The organism is Halomonas sp. MCCC 1A13316, assembly GCF_014931605.1.
GTDB lineage: Bacteria > Pseudomonadota > Gammaproteobacteria > Pseudomonadales > Halomonadaceae > Halomonas.
The window spans coordinates 4,253,080-4,273,483 of the sequence record NZ_CP053382.1; the positions used below are offsets into that span (position 1 = coordinate 4,253,080).

The window sequence follows — 20,404 nt, forward strand, 5'->3', positions numbered from 1 at the left end:
GCACGTCAGCCATGGCGTGCCCGCACGAAGCGGTCACCCAGCCAGGCCGCCGCCAGCCACAGCGGCACGCTCAGCAAGACATAGAGCAACGCCAGGCCGGGACGGCCACTTTCGAGCAGGTGGAGTGTTTCCAGGCTGAACAGAGAAAACGTCGTGAAGCCACCGCAGAAGCCGACCGCCAGAAAGGGCTGCCAGCGGGAGCGGGCCATCCGGCCGCCGCCCCGGCAGGCGACGTGCGCTGCAAGAGCAGCGATCAGCCAGGAGCCCAACAGGTTGACCAGCAGCGTGCCCCAGGGGAAGGCCGGCCCCAGAGCCGCCAGCATGGCCAGCGACACCAGGTAGCGCATGACCGTGCCCAGGGCGCTGCCGACGCCGACCGCCGCGTAGTCGCGCCAGCCGCTCATGCCAGCCTTCCCGTCAGCCACCAGCCCAGGGCGGCCAGCGCCAGCCCGGCGATCGTCGTTGCCGATACGTTGGCGAGCGCCGCAGCTCGGCGTCCGCTCTGCCACAGGGTCAGACTCTGCAGGCTCAGCGAGGAGACGGTGGTGTAGCCTCCCAACAGCCCCACCACCAGCAGCGACCAGCCACCCGACATGGCCGTATCACGCGACATGCCCAACCAGCCGGCCATCCCGCCTGCCAGCAGCGCGCCGCTTAGGTTGACGACCAGCGTGCCCCAGGGAAAGGAGGTGCCGGCGAGCCGAGCCAGCCGCTGCGACACCGCCATTCTCGCCATGCCCCCCAGTGCCCCTCCCGCTGCCATCATCAGGAGCAGCCCGATGTTCGCGTTCATTCGGCTTCCTCGCCATCACCAAGCGCCGATGCTAGCCGAGTCGAAGCATGCGAACAAAAAAAGAAGCCATCCGGAGGGCGGATGGCCAAGATAGGGCTTCGTTCAGGGAATCGCGTCCTGGGGAAGGACGCATGGCAAATATGACACACAAGGATGTTAATGTACAATATCTGCATAATTAATGACGAGCATTCGTCCCCCGAGCCCTAACGCCCTATCATTAGCGGGTCGAAATACATATGGTTCCCGCCCGACACGCCCGAGACGGAGGTCACGCGTGATAGCACACCGGTTTGTCCCCTGGCTGTTCGGCTGGCTGATACTCGCCCTGCTGGTCGCCGCACCGGCCATGGCCCAGCCTGCCGACGACGCCGCCGTTCCCGCTCCGGAAGCCCTGGCCGAGCTGCTCGAGAACGAGCAGACGCGGCAGCAACTGATCGATCACCTGCGCCGCCAGGCGGCCGACCCTGAACTGGCCACCGAGACCAGCCAGGCAGAAGAAGCGATATCGCTGCCCAGGCGGCTGGCCGAAATGACCAGCCGCATCGTCAGCGATATCGGCGGCGAGGTGCGCAACTTGTTCGATATCGTGGCGGGGCTGTTCAGCACGCAGACCGATACCACCGCCCAGGACTGGGGCGCCTTCACCACGGCTGTGATCAACCTGGGGCTGGTGGTCCTGGCCACCTTCGTCTTGTTCATGAGTTTTCGCCAACTGTCGCGTCCGCTCTTCACGCGGCTCAGCCGGTGGTCGCGGCAGGAAAGCGGGCTCAATCCGACCATCCGCCTGGTACTGTGTGTCGCCGTCGCTGCGCTGACCGACGCGATGGTGGTGGCGCTGGCCTACTTGGGCGGCAACTTGATCGCCACCTTCGCCATCGGCGAAAGCGGCGAGCTGTCGACCCGTGCCTCGCTGTTCCTCAATGCCTTCATGATCATCGAACTGATCAAGGCGGCACTGCGCATGCTGTTCTCGTCGCGCTATGAGGGGCTCAGGCTGCTGCCCATCTCGGCCGGTGAGGCCTCCTACTGGAATCGCTGGCTGGCGCGACTGGTCGGCCTGGTGGGCTACGGCCTGCTGGTGGTGGTGCCGCTGGTCAGTGTCTATCTGGCGCCCACGCTGGGCCAAGGTGTCGGCGCGCTGATCATGTTCGGCGCCTTCTTCTATGCCGTGGCGGTCGTGCTCAAGAATCGTACCCGCATTCGCGATGAGCTCAATGCCCTGGCGGCACGCTCCGACTTCACCGCCACCCGGATCTCCCTGCAACTGTTCGCGCGCACCTGGCACCTGTTCGCCCTGGCTTACTTCCTGATGGTGCTGATACTGACCCTGACGCGTCCGGTGGATGCCCTGCCGTTCGTACTCTTCGCCACGCTCAAGACCGTGGTCGTGGTGGTGGTCGGTATGCTGCTGTCGAACTTGTTGACGCAGATCATCGGCCGCCGCATCCGGCTCTCCGACGATCTGCGCCGCAAGCTGCCGCAGCTCGAACCGCGGCTCAACAGCTATGTGCCCAACGCGCTGCGGGTCATCCGCACCGTGATCCTCATCGCGGTGGTGATGCTGGTGCTCAACGCCTGGGGCGCCTTCGACCTGGCCGCCTGGTACGCTTCCGAGGCGGGACGCGGCTTGGTCGGCAAGCTGATCAGCGTGGCCGTGATCCTGCTGGTCGCGATAGCCGTATGGCTGGCGCTGGCCAGCCTGATCGAGCACAAGCTCAACCCGGAAACAGGCAAGGGGGAGCCCGACGCCCGCGCCAAGACCCTGCTGAGCCTGTTCCGCAACGCACTCGCCATCGCCCTGATCACCATGACCGTGATGATCGTGCTGTCCGAGATCGGCATCAATATCGGGCCACTCATCGCCGGTGCCGGTGTGCTCGGCCTGGCCATCGGTTTCGGCTCCCAGAAGCTGGTGCAGGACATCATCACCGGCGTCTTTATCCAGGTGGAGAACGCCATGAACACCGGAGATGTGGTCTCGGTGGGCGGTATCACCGGCACCGCCGAACGGCTCAGTATCCGCTCGGTGGGCATCCGCGACCTCTTCGGCACCTACCACATCGTGCCCTTTTCCAGCGTCGATACCGTCTCCAACTTCATGCGCGAGTTCGGCTATCACGTCGGCGAGTACGGCATCGCCTATCGCGAGAGCATCGACGAGGCGATCGTCGCCCTGCGCGAGGCCTTCGACGAGCTGGCCGCCGACGACGAGCACAAGATGAGCATCCTCGCGCCGCTGGAAGTGGCCGGCGTCATCGCACTGGCCGACAGCTCGGTGAACATACGCGTGCGCATCAAGACCACCCCGGGCACCCAGTGGGGCGTCGGCCGGGCCTACAACCGCCTGGTCAAGCTGCACTTCGACGCCAAGGGCATCGAGATTCCCTTCCCCCATACCACCCTCTACTTCGGCGTGGGCAAGGAAGCCGAGGCGCCGCCGGCCAACGTGCGGCTGATGCGGCAGAACTTCGACATCGACGGCCGACCCGGCGGCCAGCCCCGCTCCGGCGAGAGCAGCCGCGAAAGCGAGGACGACCCGCGCGCCAAATCCGACCCGCCCCCCCAAGGCGACTACGGCGAGGAACGGGATTAAGCCACACCGGCTCCCGCACCATGCCACGCCCCACACCGTGCTCGGTGGGGGCGTGGTGTCTCGTTCTCTCTAATCGAGCCGGCACCGGCAGGAAGAATCTCTGACGTGCCTATACTGTCCCTTGGCTCTGGCGAAGCGCTGCCTGCGTTTCGCCAACGAGCCCGGCCCTGCTTCGAAGGCGTTCAAGGGTTGGGACTACCATGACAAGCAAACCTCAAGGCACCGCCTACGGCGCCTGGTTGCTACTCGCGATTTCGGCCATTTCGCTGGTCCTCGAGGCAGTCGCCACGTTCACTGAAGGCAACAGCATAGCCTACACCCCTGGCGCCTACCTGGTACTGATCTCCACCGCACTGATACTGCTCGGGTCACTGCTGCTAGCGCTTGCGCGCGGCATGCCACGCTGGCTGGGCGGGCTGCTCACATTCCTGCTGTTGCTCGATCTGCTGGGCACGGGCCGCGGCCTACCTGCTGCAGGCCGAGTGGCTGCTCGGCTGCATGGAGTCGGGCTCGTGGCATGGCTCATCCATGTGATTGCCGACCCCGCTACCGGCAAGCGCGACCCGTCCGTGATGCAACGCCAGGAGGCCGCATGCAGCCGCCAAGCGGGGACGACCCACCCGAACCGCCGCGCCAGGGCCCGGATGCCTGGATGGAGTCGGCGGAAAGTTGGGCAACCCTCAACGGCGATCTGCGCGCCCAGAAATACTCCCCGGCCGACCAGATCACGCCGGAGAATGTCGGCGAGCTCGAGCAGGCCTGGGAGTACCATACCGGCGACGTCGCGGATGGCAGCGATGAGGTGCCCATGTCGGTATGGTCGGCAACCCCCTTGTTCGTCAACGACACGCTCTATCTGGGCACGCCTTTCTACCGCATCATCGCCCTGGAACCGGGCAGCGGCGAAGAGAAGTGGACCTTCGACCCCGAGGCTCCGCTGGAGGCTCTTACCCAGGCCAACATGAAGGGCCGCGGCGTGGCCTACTGGGAAGCCGACGAGCCCCTGGTTGGCGTGGCCTGCCAGAAGCGGGTCTACATAGGCACCATGGACGACAAGCTCCACGGCGTCGATGCCGACACGGGGAAACGCTGTGCCGACTTCGGCGACAACGGGATGGTCGACGTCAACCAGTGGAATACCGTAAACGACAAGAGGCCACTCTCGCTGTTCCAGCCGCCCACGGTGTACAACGACACGCTGTTCCTCGGCTGGGCCGGCAAGGACTGGACTGACGCCGTCGCGCCGCCGGGAACGGACTTCGCGCTCGACGCACGCACCGGCGAGCGCAAGTGGACCTTCCATGCGCTGCCCGAGGAGGTGGTCGACCGGACCGGCACGGCCAACGTCTGGGCCTCGATGTCGCTGGATCCCGAAACCGGACTTCTCTACATACCGATCAGTTCGCCGAGCCCCAACTACTATGGCGGCGAACGAACCGAGGAGCTGCCACAGGCCACCTTGGTGACGGCGCTGAACACCGAGACCGGCGAGGTGGTATGGAGCCGCCAGCTCGTACATCACGATATCTGGGATTACGATACCGTCGCACCTCCCACACTGGTCGACATCGAGAAGGATGGAGAGACCGTTCCCACCCTGGTACAGCCGTCCAAGCAGGGCTTCCTCTTCGTGCTGAACCGGGAAACGGGCGAGCCCGTTTACCCCATCGAGGAGCGCGAGGTACCGGCATCGGATGCCGAAGGCGAACAAGCTTCCCCAACTCAGCCCTTCGTCGACGTTCCGGAACCGGTGGTTCCGCGCGACGACTACCAGCAGTTGGAGCAGTCGGGCGAGAGGCTGTGGAACGAACCGTTCGGCCAAGTGCAGAAGCACGGCTTCTACATGCCCGAGTCGTGGGGATCGGTCACCATTGGCGCGCCGGTGATCACCCGTTCGGGGCTGATCTTCATCGGCGCCTCAATGGATTCGCGCGTACGCGCGATCGACCTGGAGAGCGGCGAGGTGCTGTGGAAACACCTGGTGGATGCCCCCGCCGTGTCGATGCCGGCGGTTTATACCTTCCAAGGCAAGCAGTATGTCACCTTCGCGGTGGGCGGCAACTCGATCCTGCTGCCCAAGGTCAGCGACCAGGTGGTCTCCTTCGCCCTGCCTGAGTGACTGTCAGACGTCGACAGTGAATAAGACAGAAGGGTGCCATGCGGCACCCTTCCGTTTTTTCTTCATTTCAACTCGGGCCGCACAGCCACGGCCCGCTCAGGAGGACGCCTTGCCATCCTTGCCGGCCGCTTCCAGCTCGGCGGGCTGTGGCAACGAGGGCAACGATTTGTCGAGCAGCTCGACGCTCTGGCGATAGTAGAGCTGGCTCTTGTTGTGCTCGCCCAGGTTGGCATAGAGCCGCGCCAGCTCGGCGCACACCACGCCGCTGGGACGCTGACGCTGGCTGGCCTCGAAGTACTCCTGCGCCTTGCCCCAGTAAGCATTGCGCAGCGCCAGGCGACCCAGGGTCAGCAGCAGGTCGGGGTCGTTGGGGCGCTCCTGCAGCCACTTCTCGGCGTGTACCAGCTGGCGCGCCGGATCAACGCTGAGCAACCCGTAGCGCAGCACCAGGCGACTGTCCCAGTGCTCCTTGAGCGAGTGGCGCAGCAGGCGCTCGGCGATGCCCTCCTCGTTACCGCGCACCAGCGCCTCGGTATAGAGCACCACCAGTTCGACATTGCCGCGCAGCGAATCCGGCATGTCTGCCCACAGGCTGCGAATGCGCTCGATGTTGCTCGGGTCGCGTGCCTCGTGGACCAGCAGCTCCTTGTAGGCACGCAATTCAAGCTGGTTGCGCTCCTGGGGCGAGATCAGTTGGCGCGACGCCAGGCGCGGCATCAGACGACGCAAGCCGTCCCAGTCATTGACGCTGAGATAGGCCTGCTTGAGCTGCTTGAGCACCTGGGGATGGTTGGGCAACTGGCGGTCGAGGCGGGTCAGAATCGCCAGCGCCTCCTCGTACTGTTGGCGATCCAGCATGAGCTGAACCTGCATCAGTCCGACTGCCGTATCGGCTCCCTCGGTGGAGAGATGGGCCCGCTTGAGCAGCGTATCCGCCTGCTCATAGCGGCCCTGATAGTGGGCCGCCAGCGCGGCGGAAAGGTAGTTGACCAGAGGTGTACTGGAGTCGTCGGCGGCCTTGACCAGCGACTTCTCGGCACGCTTCCAGCGTCCTTCGGCCAGCGCCACCAAGCCGCGCACGGTGCGCTTCATGGCGTTGCGGTGACGGGTGCGCCGATTCCACACCTTGAGCCGGCTGACGGGATGGCTCAGGCGCATCAATATGCGCAGCACGAAATGCAGGATCAGGAACACCGTCAGCAGCAGCACCAGGCCGAACCAGAAAGAGGTCTGGTAGGAGGTGTCGCCCACCCGCACCAGCCAGTAGCCCGGCACCGAAACCATCAACTGGCCGAACAGTGCCCCCAGCGCCAGGCCGAGGAGAACGATCAGCAGCACTTTTCTCATGCGTCATCTCCCTGGCCGTTGCGCGAACCGAAACGGCGCTCGATGAACTCGGCCAGGGCCTCGTGGGAGCCGCTGATGTCAGGCAGCTCGGGCTGGATGTTCTTGCCCTTGAGCTCCTCGAGTCGTTCGATGACCGACTGCACCTCGCCATTTTCGGTATCGTAGTAACCGCGAACCAGCTCCAGCGCCTTGTCGATGCTGGCCTCGTACAGCGCCTGCTCCTCCTCGAGCAGCGCCAGTTGGGCCTGTTCCAATATCAGGCGTGCGCTCTGGCGCAGGTAGGATTCCTGTTCCGGCGCGACCAGGCCTTCGAGCGCCTCGTCATGGTGACGAATGACGACCAGATCCTTCAGCTCCTGACCGAAGCGCGAGAGCTGCTCCTGCCAAGCGCCGCTGGGCGCCTCCTCGATGCCCGAGCGCGCCGGGATCTCCTCAAGCTCGCGCGACAGCGGCAGCTGCGACAGACGCTCCTGCTGGGCGTTGAGCGCCAGGTAGAGACCGGTGCGGTCGACCTCCGGCACGCCGTCGAGGATCGACAGCTCCGAGGCGATGGCGCGGCGCACCGAAAGCAGGGCGGGGTTGTCGGCTTCGTTCAGGCGCGCATCGGCGGTGCGCAGCAGCGCCTTGGCCCCTTCCACGTCGCGCTCGAGCTGCAAGCGCTGGTTGGCCAGGCGCAGCAGGTAGGCTGCCTCGGCATGCAGCCACTCACGCTCGTCGGTGTCCTGTTCGCGGGAGAGCTCCTCAAGCACCTGGTCGAGCGTCTCATCGACCTCGCTGCGGTAGCTGGCAAACTCGTCCTGCATGGACTCGACCGCCTTCTCCAGGGCCGCATTGCGCTCCTGCTCACCGCTATCGAGCTGTTCACGCAGGCTGGCGAACTCATCGGCCGAGGTGACGGCACGCTCCTCGAGATCGGCCAGATTCTGCTGCTGGGCGTCGAGGCGCTCCCAGGTGTTCCAGGCGAAGAGGCCGGCGCCGATACCGAGGAACAGCACCAGGATCAGCGCCAGCACGCCGGCAACACGACCGCCGCCCTTGCCACCGCCGTCGGCGCTGGTCGAGGCCGGCGTGCCGCCGCCTCCGGCCGGTGCCGCCTTGGCCGAGCCGTCCCCGGAGGGCTTGCCGGAAGCGGCCGGCTTGGTATCGGCACTCTTGCCGCTCGTCGCGCTCGGCTTGTCGCTCTCCAGCTTCACGGCCGCAGCCTTTTCACCGCCGGTGGGCTTGTCGCTGCCGGTGGGCTTGCCATTGCTGGCGGACTTGTCCCCGGCCTTGTCCGAGGTCGACGAGGCGTCTGCCGACTTGGCGGCGGACGGAGCAGAGGAGTCTGCCGTAGCGCTCTTGCCCTGACTCACGGGAGCATTGGCGGGGGCTGCCGGTGGCTTCTCGCCTGCCGCGGGCGGCGACGATGAGCTGCCACGTTGAGAACGGCCCTTGCCGGCGTCGCTGCCGGGCTTGTCCTTGACCCCGCCCTCACGGCTCTTGTCGCCCTGGCCCTTTGCGGAAGGCGCCTTCTGTTCGTCCTGCTCGTTGGTCTGCTTGCTCATCTGTCGCTAGCCCTTTTCGAGATCATCTTGATCGACATCGGCATCCTCCTGGTCACAGGCCGCAGCCACTGCGCCTGCAAGCGCCGCCGGTGTGGCTCCCGGTGCCACCACGGGTGTGCGGAACCCCAGGTCGTCGGCCAGTGTAGCCAAGCGACGACTGGACACGATTAACGGTTGGTTCAAGGTGGCCTTGGTGCACCATCTTGCCAGATGTTCGAGTAATTCTCCGCTACTCACTACCAGCGCCCGGTACTCACCCCTTACGAGGCGCTGCTGCAGGTCGGGTGGCGGCGGTCGCAGGCGCCGCCGGTAGAGCGCCACGCGCGTGACCCGCGCGCCGCGCGCCTGCAGTGTATCGCTCAGCATCTCACGCCCGCCCTCGCCCGCCACCAGCAGCACGCGCTGGCCCTCGAGCGAACGCAGCGAGGCGAGCTCCAGCAATGCCTCGCTGGTGTCTTCTCCGGCAGCGGCCGGTGGCAGGTGCACCCTGGCACCGAACCTTTCATGCAAGGTATCGGCCGTGGCTGCCCCCACCGCATACCAGGCGGTACCCAGCGGCAGCTGCGGCCAGTAGCGGTCAAGCGCCTGGTAGAGGCACTCGGCGGCGAAGGGACTCACCACCACCACCTTGTGAAAGTGATCGAAGTCGAGCCACGCCTGGCGCATCGCCGGCTCCTCCGGCAACGCCTCCAGCGCCATGGCATCGAGATTCGCCACCGGGAAGCCGGCGGCTTCGATGGCCGCCGCCAAGGCCGCGGCACGCTCGCCCGGCCGGCAGATCAGGACGGGAAGCCCGGTAGCCATTCAGGCGCCGTAGACCTGCGCCAGGATTTCACCGGCACCCTGCTCCAGCAGCTCTTCCGCCACTCGTACACCCAGCGCCTCCGGCTCGTGGATCGAACCGCGCCCCTCGGCGCGCAGCACTTCGGTGCCCTCGGGGTTACCTACCAGCGCCCGCAGCCACAGGGTCTGGCCGTCATCCTCGAACACGGCATAGCCGCCGATGGGCACCTGGCAGCCACCTTCCAGGCGGGTGTTCATGGCCCGCTCGGCGCGCACCCGAGTCGCCGTGATGGGGTCGTCCAGCGGCGCCAGCAGCGCAATCAGCTCCGGGTCGCTGATGCGACACTCGATGCCCAGCGCGCCCTGGCCGCAGGCGGGCAGGCACACTTCGGGTGGCAGCTCCTGGCTGATACGCTCGCCAAGCCCCAGGCGCTTGAGCCCGGAGGTGGCCAGGATGATGGCATCGAATTCACCGGCATCGAGCTTGGCCAGGCGGGTCTGGACATTGCCGCGCAGGGTGAGTATCTCCAGATCGGGGCGCTGCTCGCGCATCTGCAGACCGCGACGCAGGCTCGAAGTGCCGATGCGAGCGCCCTCGGGCAGCTCGTCGAGCGAGCCATAGTGGTTCGAGACGAAGGCGTCGGTGGGCTCGGCGCCGGCGAAGATCACCGACAATCCCAGGCCCTCGGGGAAATGCATGGGCACGTCCTTCATCGAGTGCACGGCGATATCGGCGCGACCATCCAGGATCGCCTCCTCCAGCTCCTTGACGAACAGGCCCTTGCCGCCGATCTTCGCCAGCGGCGTATCGAGTATCTTGTCGCCACGGGTGGAGAGAGCGACCAACTCCACCTCGAGCCCAGGATGCTCGCCCATGAGCAGGTCGCGAACGTGTTCGGCCTGCCACATGGCCAGCAGACTCTTGCGGGTGGCAATGCGCAGCGTTGTGTTGGATCGCACGTGGTTCTCCCATTCAGCGGGCCCGGGCGGCCCCTGCTCAGCGGTCGTCGCCGCAACATTATCCGTCACGGGCCGGTAGACGGTCATTGACGCCCATCATAAAGCACCGGGCGAAGCAGGAAAAATTGGGCGCTTCGTCCACTACCGCCGCCCCTCGCCACCTGCGCCGACTCTGGTACACTGCAAGACCTGAATGATGCCGCCGACGCGGCTTCCGAGAACGCCACAACATGCAACACGCAGGATGCCCACGCCGATGAGCACTAGTTCCGCAACCCCCGGCACCAACCAGTCCTGGGGCGGTCGCTTCAGCGAACCCACCGACGCCTTCGTCGAACGTTTCACCGCCTCGGTCGATTTCGACCGACGCCTCGCCCTGCAGGACATCCAGGGCTCCATCGCCCATGCCACCATGCTGGCCCGGGTGGGCGTACTGACAGATGCCGAGCGCGACGCCATCGTCGCGGGCCTCACCGAGATCCGTGGCGAGATCGAGCGCGGCGAGTTCCAGTGGTCGGTGAAGCTCGAGGACGTGCACATGAATATCGAGGCGCGCCTGACCGACAAGATCGGCATCACCGGCAAGAAACTGCACACGGGGCGTTCGCGCAACGACCAGGTGGCCACCGACATCCGCCTGTTCCTGCGCGACGAGATCGACGTGGTCGAGGCGGAGCTCAAGCGACTGCGCGAAGGATTGATCGAGCTCGCCGCGCGCGAGGCCGACACCATCATGCCCGGTTTCACTCACCTGCAGACCGCCCAGCCGGTGACATTCGGCCACCATCTGCTGGCCTGGCACGAGATGCTCGCCCGCGATCACGAGCGCCTGCTCGACTGCCGCCGCCGGGTCAACGTGATGCCGCTGGGCGCCGCGGCGCTGGCCGGCACCACCTACCCCATCGACCGCCACGTCACCGCCGAACTGCTAGGCTTCTCGCGCCCCGCCGAGAACTCGCTCGACGCCGTCAGCGATCGCGACTTCGCCATCGAATTCACCAGCTTCGCCAGCATTCTGCTGATGCACTTGTCGCGCATGAGCGAGGAACTGGTGCTATGGACCAGCGCTCAGTTCGACTTCATCGACCTGCCCGACCGCTTCTGCACCGGCAGCTCGATCATGCCGCAGAAGAAGAACCCCGACGTGCCCGAGCTGGTACGCGGCAAGACCGGGCGCGTCTACGGTCACCTGATGGGCCTGCTGACGCTGATGAAGTCGCAGCCACTGGCCTACAACAAGGACAACCAGGAGGACAAGGAGCCGCTGTTCGATACCCTCGACACGGTGCGCGACTGCCTCAAGGCCTTTGCCGACATGGTCCCCGCCATCGAGGCGCGCAAGGCGAGCATGTATGAAGCGGCTCGCCGCGGCTTCTCCACCGCCACCGATCTCGCCGACTACCTGGTGCGCCGCGGCGTGGCCTTCCGCGACGCTCACGAGATCGTCGGCCAGTCGGTGGCCTTCGGCCTGCGCGAGAAGAAGGATCTCTCCGAGATGAGCCTCGACGAGCTGCGCCAGTTCTCCGATACGATCGAGGCCGATGTCTTCGAAGTGCTGACCCTTGAGGGCTCGGTGGCGGCGCGCAACCATATCGGCGGTACCGCACCGGATCAGGTGCGCGCCGCTGCGCAGCGCGCCCGCGAGACACTGACGGCGCTGGGGCGCGAGGCATGAGCCGGGCGCTGGCGCTGGCAGCGCTGACGCTCGCGCTGCTGGCCGGCTGCGGCCAGAAAGGGCCGCTCTACCTGCCCGGCGACGAAGCCGCCGAGGAGCGCTACGGCGACAGCGCGACCCGGCAGCAAGAGCAGAACGACGCCGACGACGAGGACACGAACTGAACATGGATCACTTCGAATATCGCGACGGCGTGCTCTACGGCGAGGAGGTCCCGTTGACGCAGGTAGCCGCCGACCTCGGCACGCCCTGCTACGTCTACTCCAAGGCGACCCTGACGCGCCACTTTCGTGCCTATACCGAAGCGCTGGGCAGCCACCCCCACCTGATCTGCTACGCGGTGAAGGCCAACTCCAACCTGGCGGTGCTGGGCCTGCTGGCGCGCCTGGGTGCCGGTTTCGACATCGTATCAATGGGCGAACTCGAACGCGTACTGACCGCCGGCGGCGATCCGGCCAAGGTGGTGTTCTCCGGCGTGGCCAAGCAGGAAGCCGAGATGGCCCGTGCGCTCGAGGTCGGCATCAAGTGCTTCAACGTCGAGTCGCGCCCCGAGCTCGAACGCCTCAGCGCCGTGGCCGAGCGGCTGGGCAAGGTGGCGCCGGTGTCGCTGCGCGTCAATCCCGACGTCGACGCCGGTACCCATCCTTACATCTCTACCGGACTCAAGGACAACAAGTTCGGCATACCGGTGGACGAGGCGCTGGCCGTCTATGAGCTGGCCGCGCGCCTGCCGGGCGTGAGGGTCGTCGGCCTGGATTGCCATATCGGCTCGCAGCTCACCGAGCTCGCCCCTTTCCTCGACGCCCTGGATCGCCTGCTGGTGCTGCTCGAGCGGCTGCGCGAACGCGGCATCACGGTCGAGCACCTGGACCTCGGCGGCGGGCTCGGCGTGCCCTATCGCGGCGAGCGACCGCCGCAACCCTTCGACTACGCCGCCTCGCTGCTCGAGCGCCTGGCCCAGTGGGAACACGGCACCGGCCTGACCCTGCTGTTCGAACCGGGCCGCTCGATCGCCGCCAATGCCGGCGTGCTGTTGACCCGGGTCGAGTTCCTCAAGCCCGGCGAGACCAAGAACTTCGCCATCGTCGACGCGGGCATGAACGACCTGATCCGGCCCGCGCTCTATCAGGCCTGGCAGGCGATCATCCCGGTGGATACCCGGCATGTGCGCGAGAAGGCCACCTATGACGTGGTCGGCCCGGTGTGCGAGACGGGCGACTTCCTGGGCAAGGATCGCGAACTGGCGATCAGCGCCGGCGACCTGCTGGCGGTGCGCTCCGCCGGCGCCTACGGTTTCGTCATGGCCTCGAACTACAACAGCCGGCCACGCCCCGCGGAGGTCATGGTCGACGGCGACACCTTCCACGTCGTGCGCCGCCGCGAGAGCGTGGAGTCGCTGTGGGCGGGCGAGTCGCTGCTGCCCGAACCGGCGGCGGCACAGGACGGAGAAAAGCGCTGATGCTGCTGCACTTCACCAAGATGCATGGCCTCGGCAATGACTTCATGGTGGTCGATCTGGTCACCCAGCGGGCACGGCTGCGCGACGAGCAGATCCGCCAGCTCGCCGATCGTCGCTTCGGCATCGGCTTCGACCAGCTACTGGTCGTCGAGCCGCCCCGCGACCCCGAGATGGATTTTCGCTACCGCATCTACAATGCCGACGGCAGCGAGGTGGAGAATTGCGGTAACGGCGCACGCTGCTTCGCCCGCTTCGTGCGTGACCAGCGTCTTACCCACAAGTGCGAGATTCATGTCGAAACCGCCGGCGGCCCGTTGACGCTGGTGATGCAGGAAGACGGTCAGGTGACGGTGGACATGGGCACTCCGCGCTTCGCCCCGGAGACACTGCCCTTCGATGCCGCCGAGGACCGCCCGCTGCACCGCCTCGAGGTGGACGGCGAAACCGTGGAAATCGGTACCGTCTCGATGGGCAACCCTCACGCGGTGCTGCGGGTCGACAGTGTCGACACGGCGCCGGTCGAGCGCCTCGGTCCAATGCTCGAACACCACCCGCGCTTTCCGCGGCGGGTCAACGTCGGCTTCATGCAGGTGATCTCGCCCCACGAGATTCGCCTGCGTGTCTTCGAACGCGGCAGCGGCGAGACCCTGGCCTGCGGCACCGGTGCCTGTGCCGCCGTGGCCAGCGGCATGCGACAGGGCCTGTTGGAGAATCCCGTCACGGTGCACCTGCGCGGCGGCGACCTGAGCATCGATTGGCCCGGTGGCGATGCCCCGCTGCTGATGACCGGCCCTGCCGAGCGCGTCTTCGAGGGACGCATCGCCCTGGCCTGACCTGCCGGGAACACCCGAACCGAAGGAGTCAAGCATGACCCGAGCCGTCCCCGAACCGCGCAAGACCCTCGATCCGGACCGGGTAGCCGAGTGGCTGGCCCGCCATCCGGACTTCTTCGTTGGCCGAGAAGGTCTGCTGCAGCAGCTCAAGGTGCCCCACCCCGAGGCCCATGGTACGACTTCATTGCTGGAGCGCCTGGTCTACGATCTGCGCCGTCGCGCCGAGCAGGCCGAATGGCGGCTCGAGCAGCTGCTGGAGTCGGCGCGTCACAACGAGGTGCAGTATCGCCGCACCCGCGAGCTGGTGCTGGCTCTGCTGGAGGCCGAAGATGCCGATGCCCTGGGACAGGCGCTGGCCACCCAGATGGCCGAGCATTTCCAGATCCCGGCCGTGGCGCTGTGGTGCCCGGCCCAGTTCACCGACCATGAACCGCTGCCGCCCCAGCCGCCGCGCCATGTTCTCGATGAGCACGCCGGCGTGCGCCTGGCCGCACTGCTCGACAGTCGTAGCAGCCGCTGCACCCGGCTCACGCCCACTGACTGGGGCCGCCTGTTGCCCCACGTACGGCCGCCGCGCCAGGCCGGTTCCTGCGCCCTGGCTCGGCTGACCCTGGGCGAGCCGATGGGCTTCCTGGTACTGGCCAGTCCCGATCCCGATCACTTCCGGGCCAGCATGGACACACTGTTCACCGAGTACCTCGGCGACGTGCTGGCCCGGCTGCTGCTGCGCCATGCTCCGCCAACCCATGAGACCCCGCCGAAGCATGGCTGACAGCCCTCTGCGTCGGCAGTTGGCCGCATGCCTGGCGCAACTTGCGCCCACCGCCAGCCCGGCGACGTTGAGCGCCTACCGCCGCGACCTCGAGGCGTTGGCGGAGTTCCTCGAGACGCGTGACGTCCTCGACGCCGGCCAACTGGACGTGGGCCTGGTGCGCCGGTTTCTCGGCGCCGAGCGCAGCCGCGGCCTGGCGCCACGCAGCCTGGCCCGCCGGCGCGCGGCCATTTCACACTTCGGCAACTTTCTGGTGAAGGCGGGAACCCTGACCCACAATCCCGCCGAGCTGGTGCCGACGCCACGCCAGCCGGCCCACCTGCCCAAGCCGCTGGACGTCGACCAGCTCGCCCGGCTGCTCGACACGCCCCACGACGGCTCGCCGCTGGCGATGCGCGACCAGGCCATGCTGGAGCTGTTCTACTCCAGCGGCCTGCGCCTGGCGGAGCTGGCCGGCCTCGACCTCGGCGACTTCGACAGCCGCCGCGTGCGGGTCCTCGGCAAGGGCGGCAAGCCACGCCAGGTGCCGGTGGGACGCAGTGCCCGGCGCGCGCTGGAGGCCTGGCTGGCCTATCGCTCGGTGCTGGCCGCCCCCGCCGAGACGGCGCTGTTCGTCGGCAACCGTGGCCAGCGGCTCGGCCATCGCGCCATCCAGAAGCGGATGACCGAAGTCGCCCGTCGGCGCGGCCTGCCCGAGCACCTGCACCCGCACCGGCTGCGCCACTCCTTCGCCAGCCACCTGCTGGAATCGAGCCAGGACCTGCGCGCGGTGCAGGAGCTGCTGGGGCATGCCAACCTCGCCACCACCCAGGTCTACACCAAGCTCGACTGGCAGCACCTGGCCGCCAGCTACGATGCGGCGCATCCTCGCGCGCGCCGCCGCCGCAACGAATCGGATACGCCATGACCCGCCAGACTCTTCACCTCGAGGCCATTACCTTCGACCTCGACGACACCTTGTGGGACAACCACGGCGTCATGGTCGCCACCGAGACCGGCCACTACGAGTGGCTCGACGAAGCCCTGCACGAATGGGTGTCACGCAACGGGCGCACCTTCTCTCAGCGCTTTGTGGAGCAGTTCCCGCTGGAGTGCTTCGAACGGCGCCGCCGGGCGTTGGCCCGAGCCCATCCGCTGCGCCGCGGCGACTTCACCTGGCTGCGCGAGCAGGCGCTGCGAGAACTGCTGAGCGAGCATGGCCTTGATCCAGCCATGGCGGAGCAGTGGGCCAGAAGGGCAATGGCACGCTTCATGGAGCTGCGTCACCAGGTCGCACCGCATCCCGAGGTCGAAGCGCTGCTGGTGGAGCTCGGCCGACATTACCGCCTGGCCAGTATCACCAACGGCAACGTGGACGTGCAGCGCCTGGCGCTCGGCCGGCACTTCCCGGTGGCCATCGCCGCCGGTGAACTGCTTGCCCCCAAACCCGACGCGCGCCCCTTCCTGGCGGCACTGGCTCAGCTGGGCACTGCGCCGAGCCGGGCTCTGCACGTTGGCGACTCCTGGCGCGAGGACGTCGAACCGGCACGCCGGCTGGGCATGCAGGTGGCCTGGATCTCACCGCACGTCGACGACCTGCCCCTGCCGCCCGGCATTTATCGCCTCGATCACGTGCGCGAACTGCCTGCACTGCTGCGCCGGCTGGGCCAGAAAGCGCCGGAGTGAGAGTCACGCTAGGCGGGTTCGGGGCCGGCCAGCCAGGCATCAAGGCGAGCGCAGGTTTCGTCGATACCCTCGTGCTTGAGCGACGAGAACAGCTGGATCGTCACCATATCCTCCCACTCCCGCAGGCGATTTCGCACTTGCTGCAGGGCGCTCTTGGCCGCGCCGGACTTCAGCTTGTCGGCCTTGGTCAGCAGGATATGCACCGGCATGTTCTGGTCGTCGGCCCAGCCCAGAAGCGTCTGGTCGAACTCGGTCAGCGGATGGCGCACGTCCATCACCAACACCAGGCCGCGCAGGGAGCCGCGCCCGTGCAGGTACTCGGCCAGGTGGCGCTGCCATTCGAGCTTGACCGCCTCCGGCACCTTGGCATAGCCGTAGCCGGGCAGGTCGACCAAACGGCGGGTCATGTCGTCGCCCAGGGTGAAGAAATTGATCAGTTGGGTGCGCCCCGGAGTGCGCGAGGTGCGTGCCAGCGCCTTCTGCCGGGTCAAGGTATTGATCGCGCTGGACTTCCCGGCGTTGGAACGCCCGGCAAAGGCCACCTCGGCGCCGTCGTCGGACGGGCACTGGGCAAGCGTGGGCGCGCTGGTCAGGAAGCGCGCGCTCTGGTAGTTCATTCGGGTCATGGCCTCTACTTCCTGCCGGTGGTAGCGAAGGGGGCACCGTCGGGTACATGCCCTGCATTTCCGATGCCGGCTTGTTTCGTTATAATGCGGTGTCTTTTTTCTGCGACCGGGGCGCGCTAGTGTAGCATCGTGCTCTAGCCGGCAGCGACCGACCCGAGCGGCGCTCCGGCAGCAGGGCAAGGCCGGCCTGGTATCAGCACGGCTGGGCAGCTCCCGGGAATGCGTACCGGTATAATCCATAACGGCATAGTGAATCTGCGATGAGAAAGTTACTGGCAAGCCTGGCAATAACCCTCGGCGCCGTTGGCGTCGCTCACGCCGACCTGGAAGCAGACGCCGACGCTGCCGCTGGTCGCGAAAAAGCCCAAAGCTGTGCGGCCTGCCATGGCCCGAACGGCATCAGCTCCGCGCCCTCCTTCCCGCATATCGCCGGGCAGCAGATGACCTACCTGGCCAAGCAGATCATGGATATCCGCGATGGCGACCGGCTGGTGCCGGAGATGGTCGGCCAGGTTGATGACTTCTCCGACCAGGATGCCTGGGACGTGGCTGCCTACTTTGCCGAGCAGGACGCCAACATCGGCCAGGCCGACCCGGCCGAGGAGGCGCTGATGCGTGGCCAGGAACTCTATCGCGCCGGCGATATGGCCAAGGGCATCCCCGCCTGTGCGGCCTGCCACGGCCCCAGCGGCGCCGGCATCCATACCGCTGTCTACCCGGCACTTTCCGGCCAGATCCCGCAGTACATCGTTTCCTCGCTGCAGAAATTCGCCGCCGGCGAGCGCACCAATGACCCCGGCAATATGATGGGCGACATTGCCGCCAAGATGAGCGATACCGACATGGAAGCCGTGGCCAATTACATCAACGGCCTGCACTGAGCACATCGACGACAGGCAATTGTTGGCTCTCGGCCGGCAATGAAGGCGGCCCTGAGCCGCCTTCTCCGTCTTTGCGCTCGCCATCGATCGGGAACCGTAAGCGGCATCCACGCTCAAAGTGTTCGATGCAAACGTCAAGCGGGTCCAGCCGCGACCTATGCCGGCCATCTTCCAAGGAGTCCTAGTTCATGTTCAAACCCTTCCGTATCCTTCAGTCTGCCGTCTTGGCCATCGCCGGCTTGGGCCTGGCGACACTGGCCGTCGCCGACAACCTGGTCGAGGGACAGCACTACGAGAAGCTGCCCGAGCCTATCGAGACTCAAGCCGGGGAAGGCCAGGTCGAGGTGACCGAGGTGTTCTGGTACGGCTGCCCGCACTGTTACAACTTGGAGGAGCCGCTCAATGCTTGGGTCGGCGAGCAACCCGACGACGTCGCCTTCAACCGCATGCCGGCCACCATGGGCGGCGATTGGAATACCCATGCGGTGATGTTCTATGCCGCCGAGGAATTGGGCATTCGCGAGGAGGCCCATGACGACATTTTCCATGCCATCCATGAGGAAGGGGAGCGTCTCAACAACGCCGATAGCATCGCCAGCTTTCTCAGCCAGTACGACGTCAGCGAGGAGGAGGTGCACCAGGCACTGGACGCCTTCGGTGTCAAGGCGCAGGTCAACAAGGCAAACGCGCGCATGCGTACCATGCGCCTGATGGGGGTGCCGGCATTGGTCGTCGACGGTCGCTACCTGGTGACGCCGAGCAGCGCCGGCAGCCTCGAGAACATGCCGCAGGTCGCCGGCGCGCTGGTCGAACGTGTGCGCCAGGAGCGCGAAGACTGATCGTGACCGTCGAGCATTCGCATCTGGCCGACGCCAGGACCCCAACCCTGGAAGGCGGGCACCTCAAGCTGCTCACCTTCAACATGCAGGTAGGTATCCAGACGTCGGCCTATCATCACTACCTGACCCGCAGTTGGCAGCACCTGCTGCCGCACCCCCAGCGGGTGCGGCGGCTGGCCATGGTCAGCAACGTACTGAGCCGCTTCGATATCGTCGGCCTGCAGGAGGTCGATGGCGGCAGCTTTCGCTCCAGCCACGTCAATCAGATCGAGTACCTGGCCACGCGCGGCGGTTTTCCGCATCACTACCAACAGCTCAACCGCAACCTGGGACGCTTCGCCCAGCACAGCAATGGGCTGTTGTCGCGCCTCGTCCCGACCCAGATCGAAGAGCATCGCCTGCCTGGCACCCTGCCCGGGCGCGGCGCCATCCATGCCCGCTATGGCGACGGCCCCGACGCACTGCACCTGTTCGTCGCCCACCTGGCACTGAGCCACCGGGGCCGGGTGCGCCAGCTCGACTACCTGAGCGAGATCATCCAGCCACTTCAGCACGTCGTCGTCATGGGCGATCTCAACTGCACGCCGGACCAGTTGCATACCCACACACGCTTCTGCGCCTCGCTGCCGCTGCATCCGGTACGCCCGCTGCTCAGCTATCCCTCCTGGCAGCCACGGCGCGCACTGGACCACATCCTGATCTCCAGTTCGCTCAAGGCCCGGGACGTGCGCGTTCTCGACCATCTGTTCTCCGATCATCTGCCCATCGCGGTCGACGTGGAATTGCCCTCCCGTTGCCTGGAGATACTTCAGGAGTTGCGCCGACACCAGCGCCGCTAATTGCCTCATCGCAACGCCCAGCCCTGTTTTCACGTGGCGAGGGCGTTGAGGCGTGGGGATGACGCCCGCCGCGTAATCGGCGATGATGCGTTCCCTGAATTGCTTCGACACGAGACCCCACCATGCAAACCGCGAACCGCGATCCGGTCCTGCTCGCATGGCTCGACGGCTTTACCGAGGTCGTGGGCCGCTCCATCGCCTGGCTGGTGATCCTCATGATGGCGGTACAGTTCGCCATCGTGGTGATGCGCTACGTCTTCAGCCTGCACAGCGTCGTCATGCAGGAGTCGGTCATGTACATGCACGCCACGGTGTTCATGCTCGGGGCCGCCTGGACGCTGCGCCACGACGGGCATGTCCGCGTCGACATCTTCTACCGCAAGCTCTCCGCCCGCGGCCGCGCCTGGATCGATCTGCTGGGCACGCTGCTGCTGCTGTTTCCGGTAACGCTGTTCATCGCCATCTCGAGCTTCGGCTACGTGAGCAGCAGTTGGGCGATTCTCGAGCGCTCGTCCGACGGCGGTATTCCCGGCGTCTTCCTGCTCAAATCGCTGATCCTGGTCATGATGGCCCTGCTGCTGGTGCAGAGCGTGGCACAGGTGATTCGCCAGGTGCTGATCCTGCGCGGCAAGGCGCCGGGCAACACTCCCGATCACGACGAGGTGGTCTGACG

The 20,404-nt window shown here is 66.3% G+C and carries 19 protein-coding genes and 1 pseudogene; 13 read left to right on the plus strand and 7 right to left on the minus strand.

Annotated elements, in window-relative coordinates; all coding sequences use genetic code 11:
* Positions 1-5: 5 nt before the first annotated feature.
* Complete coding sequence (crcB, locus tag HNO52_RS19800; protein ID WP_197566870.1) at positions 6-404, minus strand: fluoride efflux transporter CrcB; 399 nt, start codon at positions 402-404, stop codon at positions 6-8.
* Complete coding sequence (locus HNO52_RS19805; protein WP_197566871.1) at positions 401-793, minus strand: fluoride efflux transporter FluC; 393 nt, start codon at positions 791-793, stop codon at positions 401-403. Before HNO52_RS19805 ends, crcB begins: the two co-directional genes overlap by 4 nt.
* 349 nt (positions 794-1,142) lie before the next feature.
* On the opposite strand from HNO52_RS19805, the gene ybiO reads away from it, so the two are divergent.
* Positions 1,143-3,389: a mechanosensitive channel protein gene (gene ybiO, locus HNO52_RS19810; protein WP_442907186.1), complete on the plus strand. Its 2,247-nt coding sequence runs from the start codon at positions 1,143-1,145 to the stop codon at positions 3,387-3,389.
* Between the two features lie 592 nt (positions 3,390-3,981).
* Positions 3,982-5,508 carry an outer membrane protein assembly factor BamB family protein gene (locus HNO52_RS19815; RefSeq protein WP_232090408.1) on the plus strand — a complete coding sequence of 509 codons (1,527 nt, stop codon included), beginning with the start codon at positions 3,982-3,984 and terminating at the stop codon, positions 5,506-5,508.
* Between the two features lie 96 nt (positions 5,509-5,604).
* On the opposite strand, the gene HNO52_RS19820 is transcribed toward HNO52_RS19815, so the two are convergent.
* The 4 genes from HNO52_RS19820 to hemC are packed head-to-tail and all read right to left on the minus strand — an operon-like array spanning position 5,605 to position 10,142.
* On the minus strand, positions 5,605-6,855 hold the full coding sequence (locus tag HNO52_RS19820; protein WP_197566873.1) for a heme biosynthesis HemY N-terminal domain-containing protein: 1,251 nt from the start codon (positions 6,853-6,855) through the stop codon (positions 5,605-5,607).
* Complete coding sequence (locus HNO52_RS19825; RefSeq protein ID WP_197566874.1) at positions 6,852-8,399, minus strand: uroporphyrinogen-III C-methyltransferase; 1,548 nt, start codon at positions 8,397-8,399, stop codon at positions 6,852-6,854. Before HNO52_RS19825 ends, HNO52_RS19820 begins: the two co-directional genes overlap by 4 nt.
* Positions 8,400-8,405: 6 nt before the next feature.
* Entirely contained in the window at positions 8,406-9,203 is a 798-nt protein-coding gene (locus HNO52_RS19830) for a uroporphyrinogen-III synthase (RefSeq protein ID WP_197566875.1), read from the minus strand.
* Positions 9,204-10,142: a hydroxymethylbilane synthase gene (gene hemC / locus HNO52_RS19835; RefSeq protein ID WP_197566876.1), complete on the minus strand. Its 939-nt coding sequence runs from the start codon at positions 10,140-10,142 to the stop codon at positions 9,204-9,206. It abuts the gene before it with no gap.
* Between the two features lie 256 nt (positions 10,143-10,398).
* Between hemC and argH the strand changes: the two genes are divergently transcribed.
* The 7 genes and pseudogenes from argH (at position 10,399) to HNO52_RS19870 (ending at position 16,546) form a co-directional block, all read left to right on the plus strand.
* Entirely contained in the window at positions 10,399-11,817 is a 1,419-nt protein-coding gene (argH, locus tag HNO52_RS19840; protein WP_197566877.1) for an argininosuccinate lyase, read from the plus strand.
* Positions 11,814-11,924, plus strand: a pseudogene (gene lptM / locus HNO52_RS19845) (LPS translocon maturation chaperone LptM); the annotation flags it as partial. The gene argH and the pseudogene lptM, both read left to right, overlap by 4 nt.
* A 59-nt stretch (positions 11,925-11,983) precedes the next feature.
* Positions 11,984-13,276: a diaminopimelate decarboxylase gene (gene lysA, locus HNO52_RS19850; protein ID WP_197566879.1), complete on the plus strand. Its 1,293-nt coding sequence runs from the start codon at positions 11,984-11,986 to the stop codon at positions 13,274-13,276.
* On the plus strand, positions 13,276-14,109 hold the full coding sequence (gene dapF, locus HNO52_RS19855; RefSeq protein WP_197566880.1) for a diaminopimelate epimerase: 834 nt from the start codon (positions 13,276-13,278) through the stop codon (positions 14,107-14,109). Before lysA ends, dapF begins: the two co-directional genes overlap by 1 nt.
* Before the next feature lie 34 nt (positions 14,110-14,143).
* Complete coding sequence (locus HNO52_RS19860) at positions 14,144-14,881, plus strand: DUF484 family protein (protein ID WP_197566881.1); 738 nt, start codon at positions 14,144-14,146, stop codon at positions 14,879-14,881.
* A complete protein-coding gene (locus HNO52_RS19865) occupies positions 14,874-15,788 on the plus strand; it encodes a tyrosine recombinase XerC (protein WP_197566882.1) in 915 nt (304 codons plus the stop codon). The genes HNO52_RS19860 and HNO52_RS19865 overlap by 8 nt, the downstream gene beginning before the upstream one ends.
* On the plus strand, positions 15,785-16,546 hold the full coding sequence (locus HNO52_RS19870; RefSeq protein WP_197566883.1) for an HAD family hydrolase: 762 nt from the start codon (positions 15,785-15,787) through the stop codon (positions 16,544-16,546). Before HNO52_RS19865 ends, HNO52_RS19870 begins: the two co-directional genes overlap by 4 nt.
* A gap of 8 nt (positions 16,547-16,554) precedes the next feature.
* Here HNO52_RS19870 and yihA read toward each other — a convergent pair whose 3' ends face one another.
* Positions 16,555-17,172 carry a ribosome biogenesis GTP-binding protein YihA/YsxC gene (gene yihA / locus HNO52_RS19875; protein ID WP_197566884.1) on the minus strand — a complete coding sequence of 206 codons (618 nt, stop codon included), beginning with the start codon at positions 17,170-17,172 and terminating at the stop codon, positions 16,555-16,557.
* A gap of 260 nt (positions 17,173-17,432) precedes the next feature.
* On the opposite strand from yihA, the gene HNO52_RS19880 reads away from it, so the two are divergent.
* The 4 genes from HNO52_RS19880 (at position 17,433) to HNO52_RS19895 (ending at position 20,402) form a co-directional block, all read left to right on the plus strand.
* On the plus strand, positions 17,433-18,053 hold the full coding sequence (locus HNO52_RS19880; protein WP_197566885.1) for a c-type cytochrome: 621 nt from the start codon (positions 17,433-17,435) through the stop codon (positions 18,051-18,053).
* Positions 18,054-18,241: 188 nt separating this feature from the next.
* Positions 18,242-18,892 carry a thiol:disulfide interchange protein DsbA/DsbL gene (locus tag HNO52_RS19885; protein ID WP_232090409.1) on the plus strand — a complete coding sequence of 217 codons (651 nt, stop codon included), beginning with the start codon at positions 18,242-18,244 and terminating at the stop codon, positions 18,890-18,892.
* A gap of 83 nt (positions 18,893-18,975) precedes the next feature.
* Entirely contained in the window at positions 18,976-19,731 is a 756-nt protein-coding gene (locus HNO52_RS19890) for an endonuclease/exonuclease/phosphatase family protein (RefSeq protein ID WP_197569319.1), read from the plus strand.
* Positions 19,732-19,853: 122 nt separating this feature from the next.
* A complete protein-coding gene (locus HNO52_RS19895) occupies positions 19,854-20,402 on the plus strand; it encodes a TRAP transporter small permease subunit (RefSeq protein ID WP_197566886.1) in 549 nt (182 codons plus the stop codon).
* Positions 20,403-20,404 lie beyond the last annotated feature (2 nt).

Coding starts and splice junctions, on each gene's coding strand:
- crcB (WP_197566870.1), bottom strand. CDS start 404: ATGAGCGGCTGGCGCGACTACGCGGCGGTCGGCGTCGGCAGCGCCCTG.
- HNO52_RS19805 (WP_197566871.1), bottom strand. CDS start 793: ATGAACGCGAACATCGGGCTGCTCCTGATGATGGCAGCGGGAGGGGCA.
- ybiO (WP_442907186.1), top strand. CDS start 1,143: ATGGCCCAGCCTGCCGACGACGCCGCCGTTCCCGCTCCGGAAGCCCTG.
- HNO52_RS19815 (WP_232090408.1), top strand. CDS start 3,982: ATGCAGCCGCCAAGCGGGGACGACCCACCCGAACCGCCGCGCCAGGGC.
- HNO52_RS19820 (WP_197566873.1), bottom strand. CDS start 6,855: ATGAGAAAAGTGCTGCTGATCGTTCTCCTCGGCCTGGCGCTGGGGGCA.
- HNO52_RS19825 (WP_197566874.1), bottom strand. CDS start 8,399: ATGAGCAAGCAGACCAACGAGCAGGACGAACAGAAGGCGCCTTCCGCA.
- HNO52_RS19830 (WP_197566875.1), bottom strand. CDS start 9,203: ATGGCTACCGGGCTTCCCGTCCTGATCTGCCGGCCGGGCGAGCGTGCC.
- argH (WP_197566877.1), top strand. CDS start 10,399: ATGAGCACTAGTTCCGCAACCCCCGGCACCAACCAGTCCTGGGGCGGT.
- lysA (WP_197566879.1), top strand. CDS start 11,984: ATGGATCACTTCGAATATCGCGACGGCGTGCTCTACGGCGAGGAGGTC.
- dapF (WP_197566880.1), top strand. CDS start 13,276: ATGCTGCTGCACTTCACCAAGATGCATGGCCTCGGCAATGACTTCATG.
- HNO52_RS19860 (WP_197566881.1), top strand. CDS start 14,144: ATGACCCGAGCCGTCCCCGAACCGCGCAAGACCCTCGATCCGGACCGG.
- HNO52_RS19865 (WP_197566882.1), top strand. CDS start 14,874: ATGGCTGACAGCCCTCTGCGTCGGCAGTTGGCCGCATGCCTGGCGCAA.
- HNO52_RS19870 (WP_197566883.1), top strand. CDS start 15,785: ATGACCCGCCAGACTCTTCACCTCGAGGCCATTACCTTCGACCTCGAC.
- yihA (WP_197566884.1), bottom strand. CDS start 17,172: ATGACCCGAATGAACTACCAGAGCGCGCGCTTCCTGACCAGCGCGCCC.
- HNO52_RS19880 (WP_197566885.1), top strand. CDS start 17,433: ATGAGAAAGTTACTGGCAAGCCTGGCAATAACCCTCGGCGCCGTTGGC.
- HNO52_RS19885 (WP_232090409.1), top strand. CDS start 18,242: ATGTTCAAACCCTTCCGTATCCTTCAGTCTGCCGTCTTGGCCATCGCC.
- HNO52_RS19890 (WP_197569319.1), top strand. CDS start 18,976: ATGCAGGTAGGTATCCAGACGTCGGCCTATCATCACTACCTGACCCGC.
- HNO52_RS19895 (WP_197566886.1), top strand. CDS start 19,854: ATGCAAACCGCGAACCGCGATCCGGTCCTGCTCGCATGGCTCGACGGC.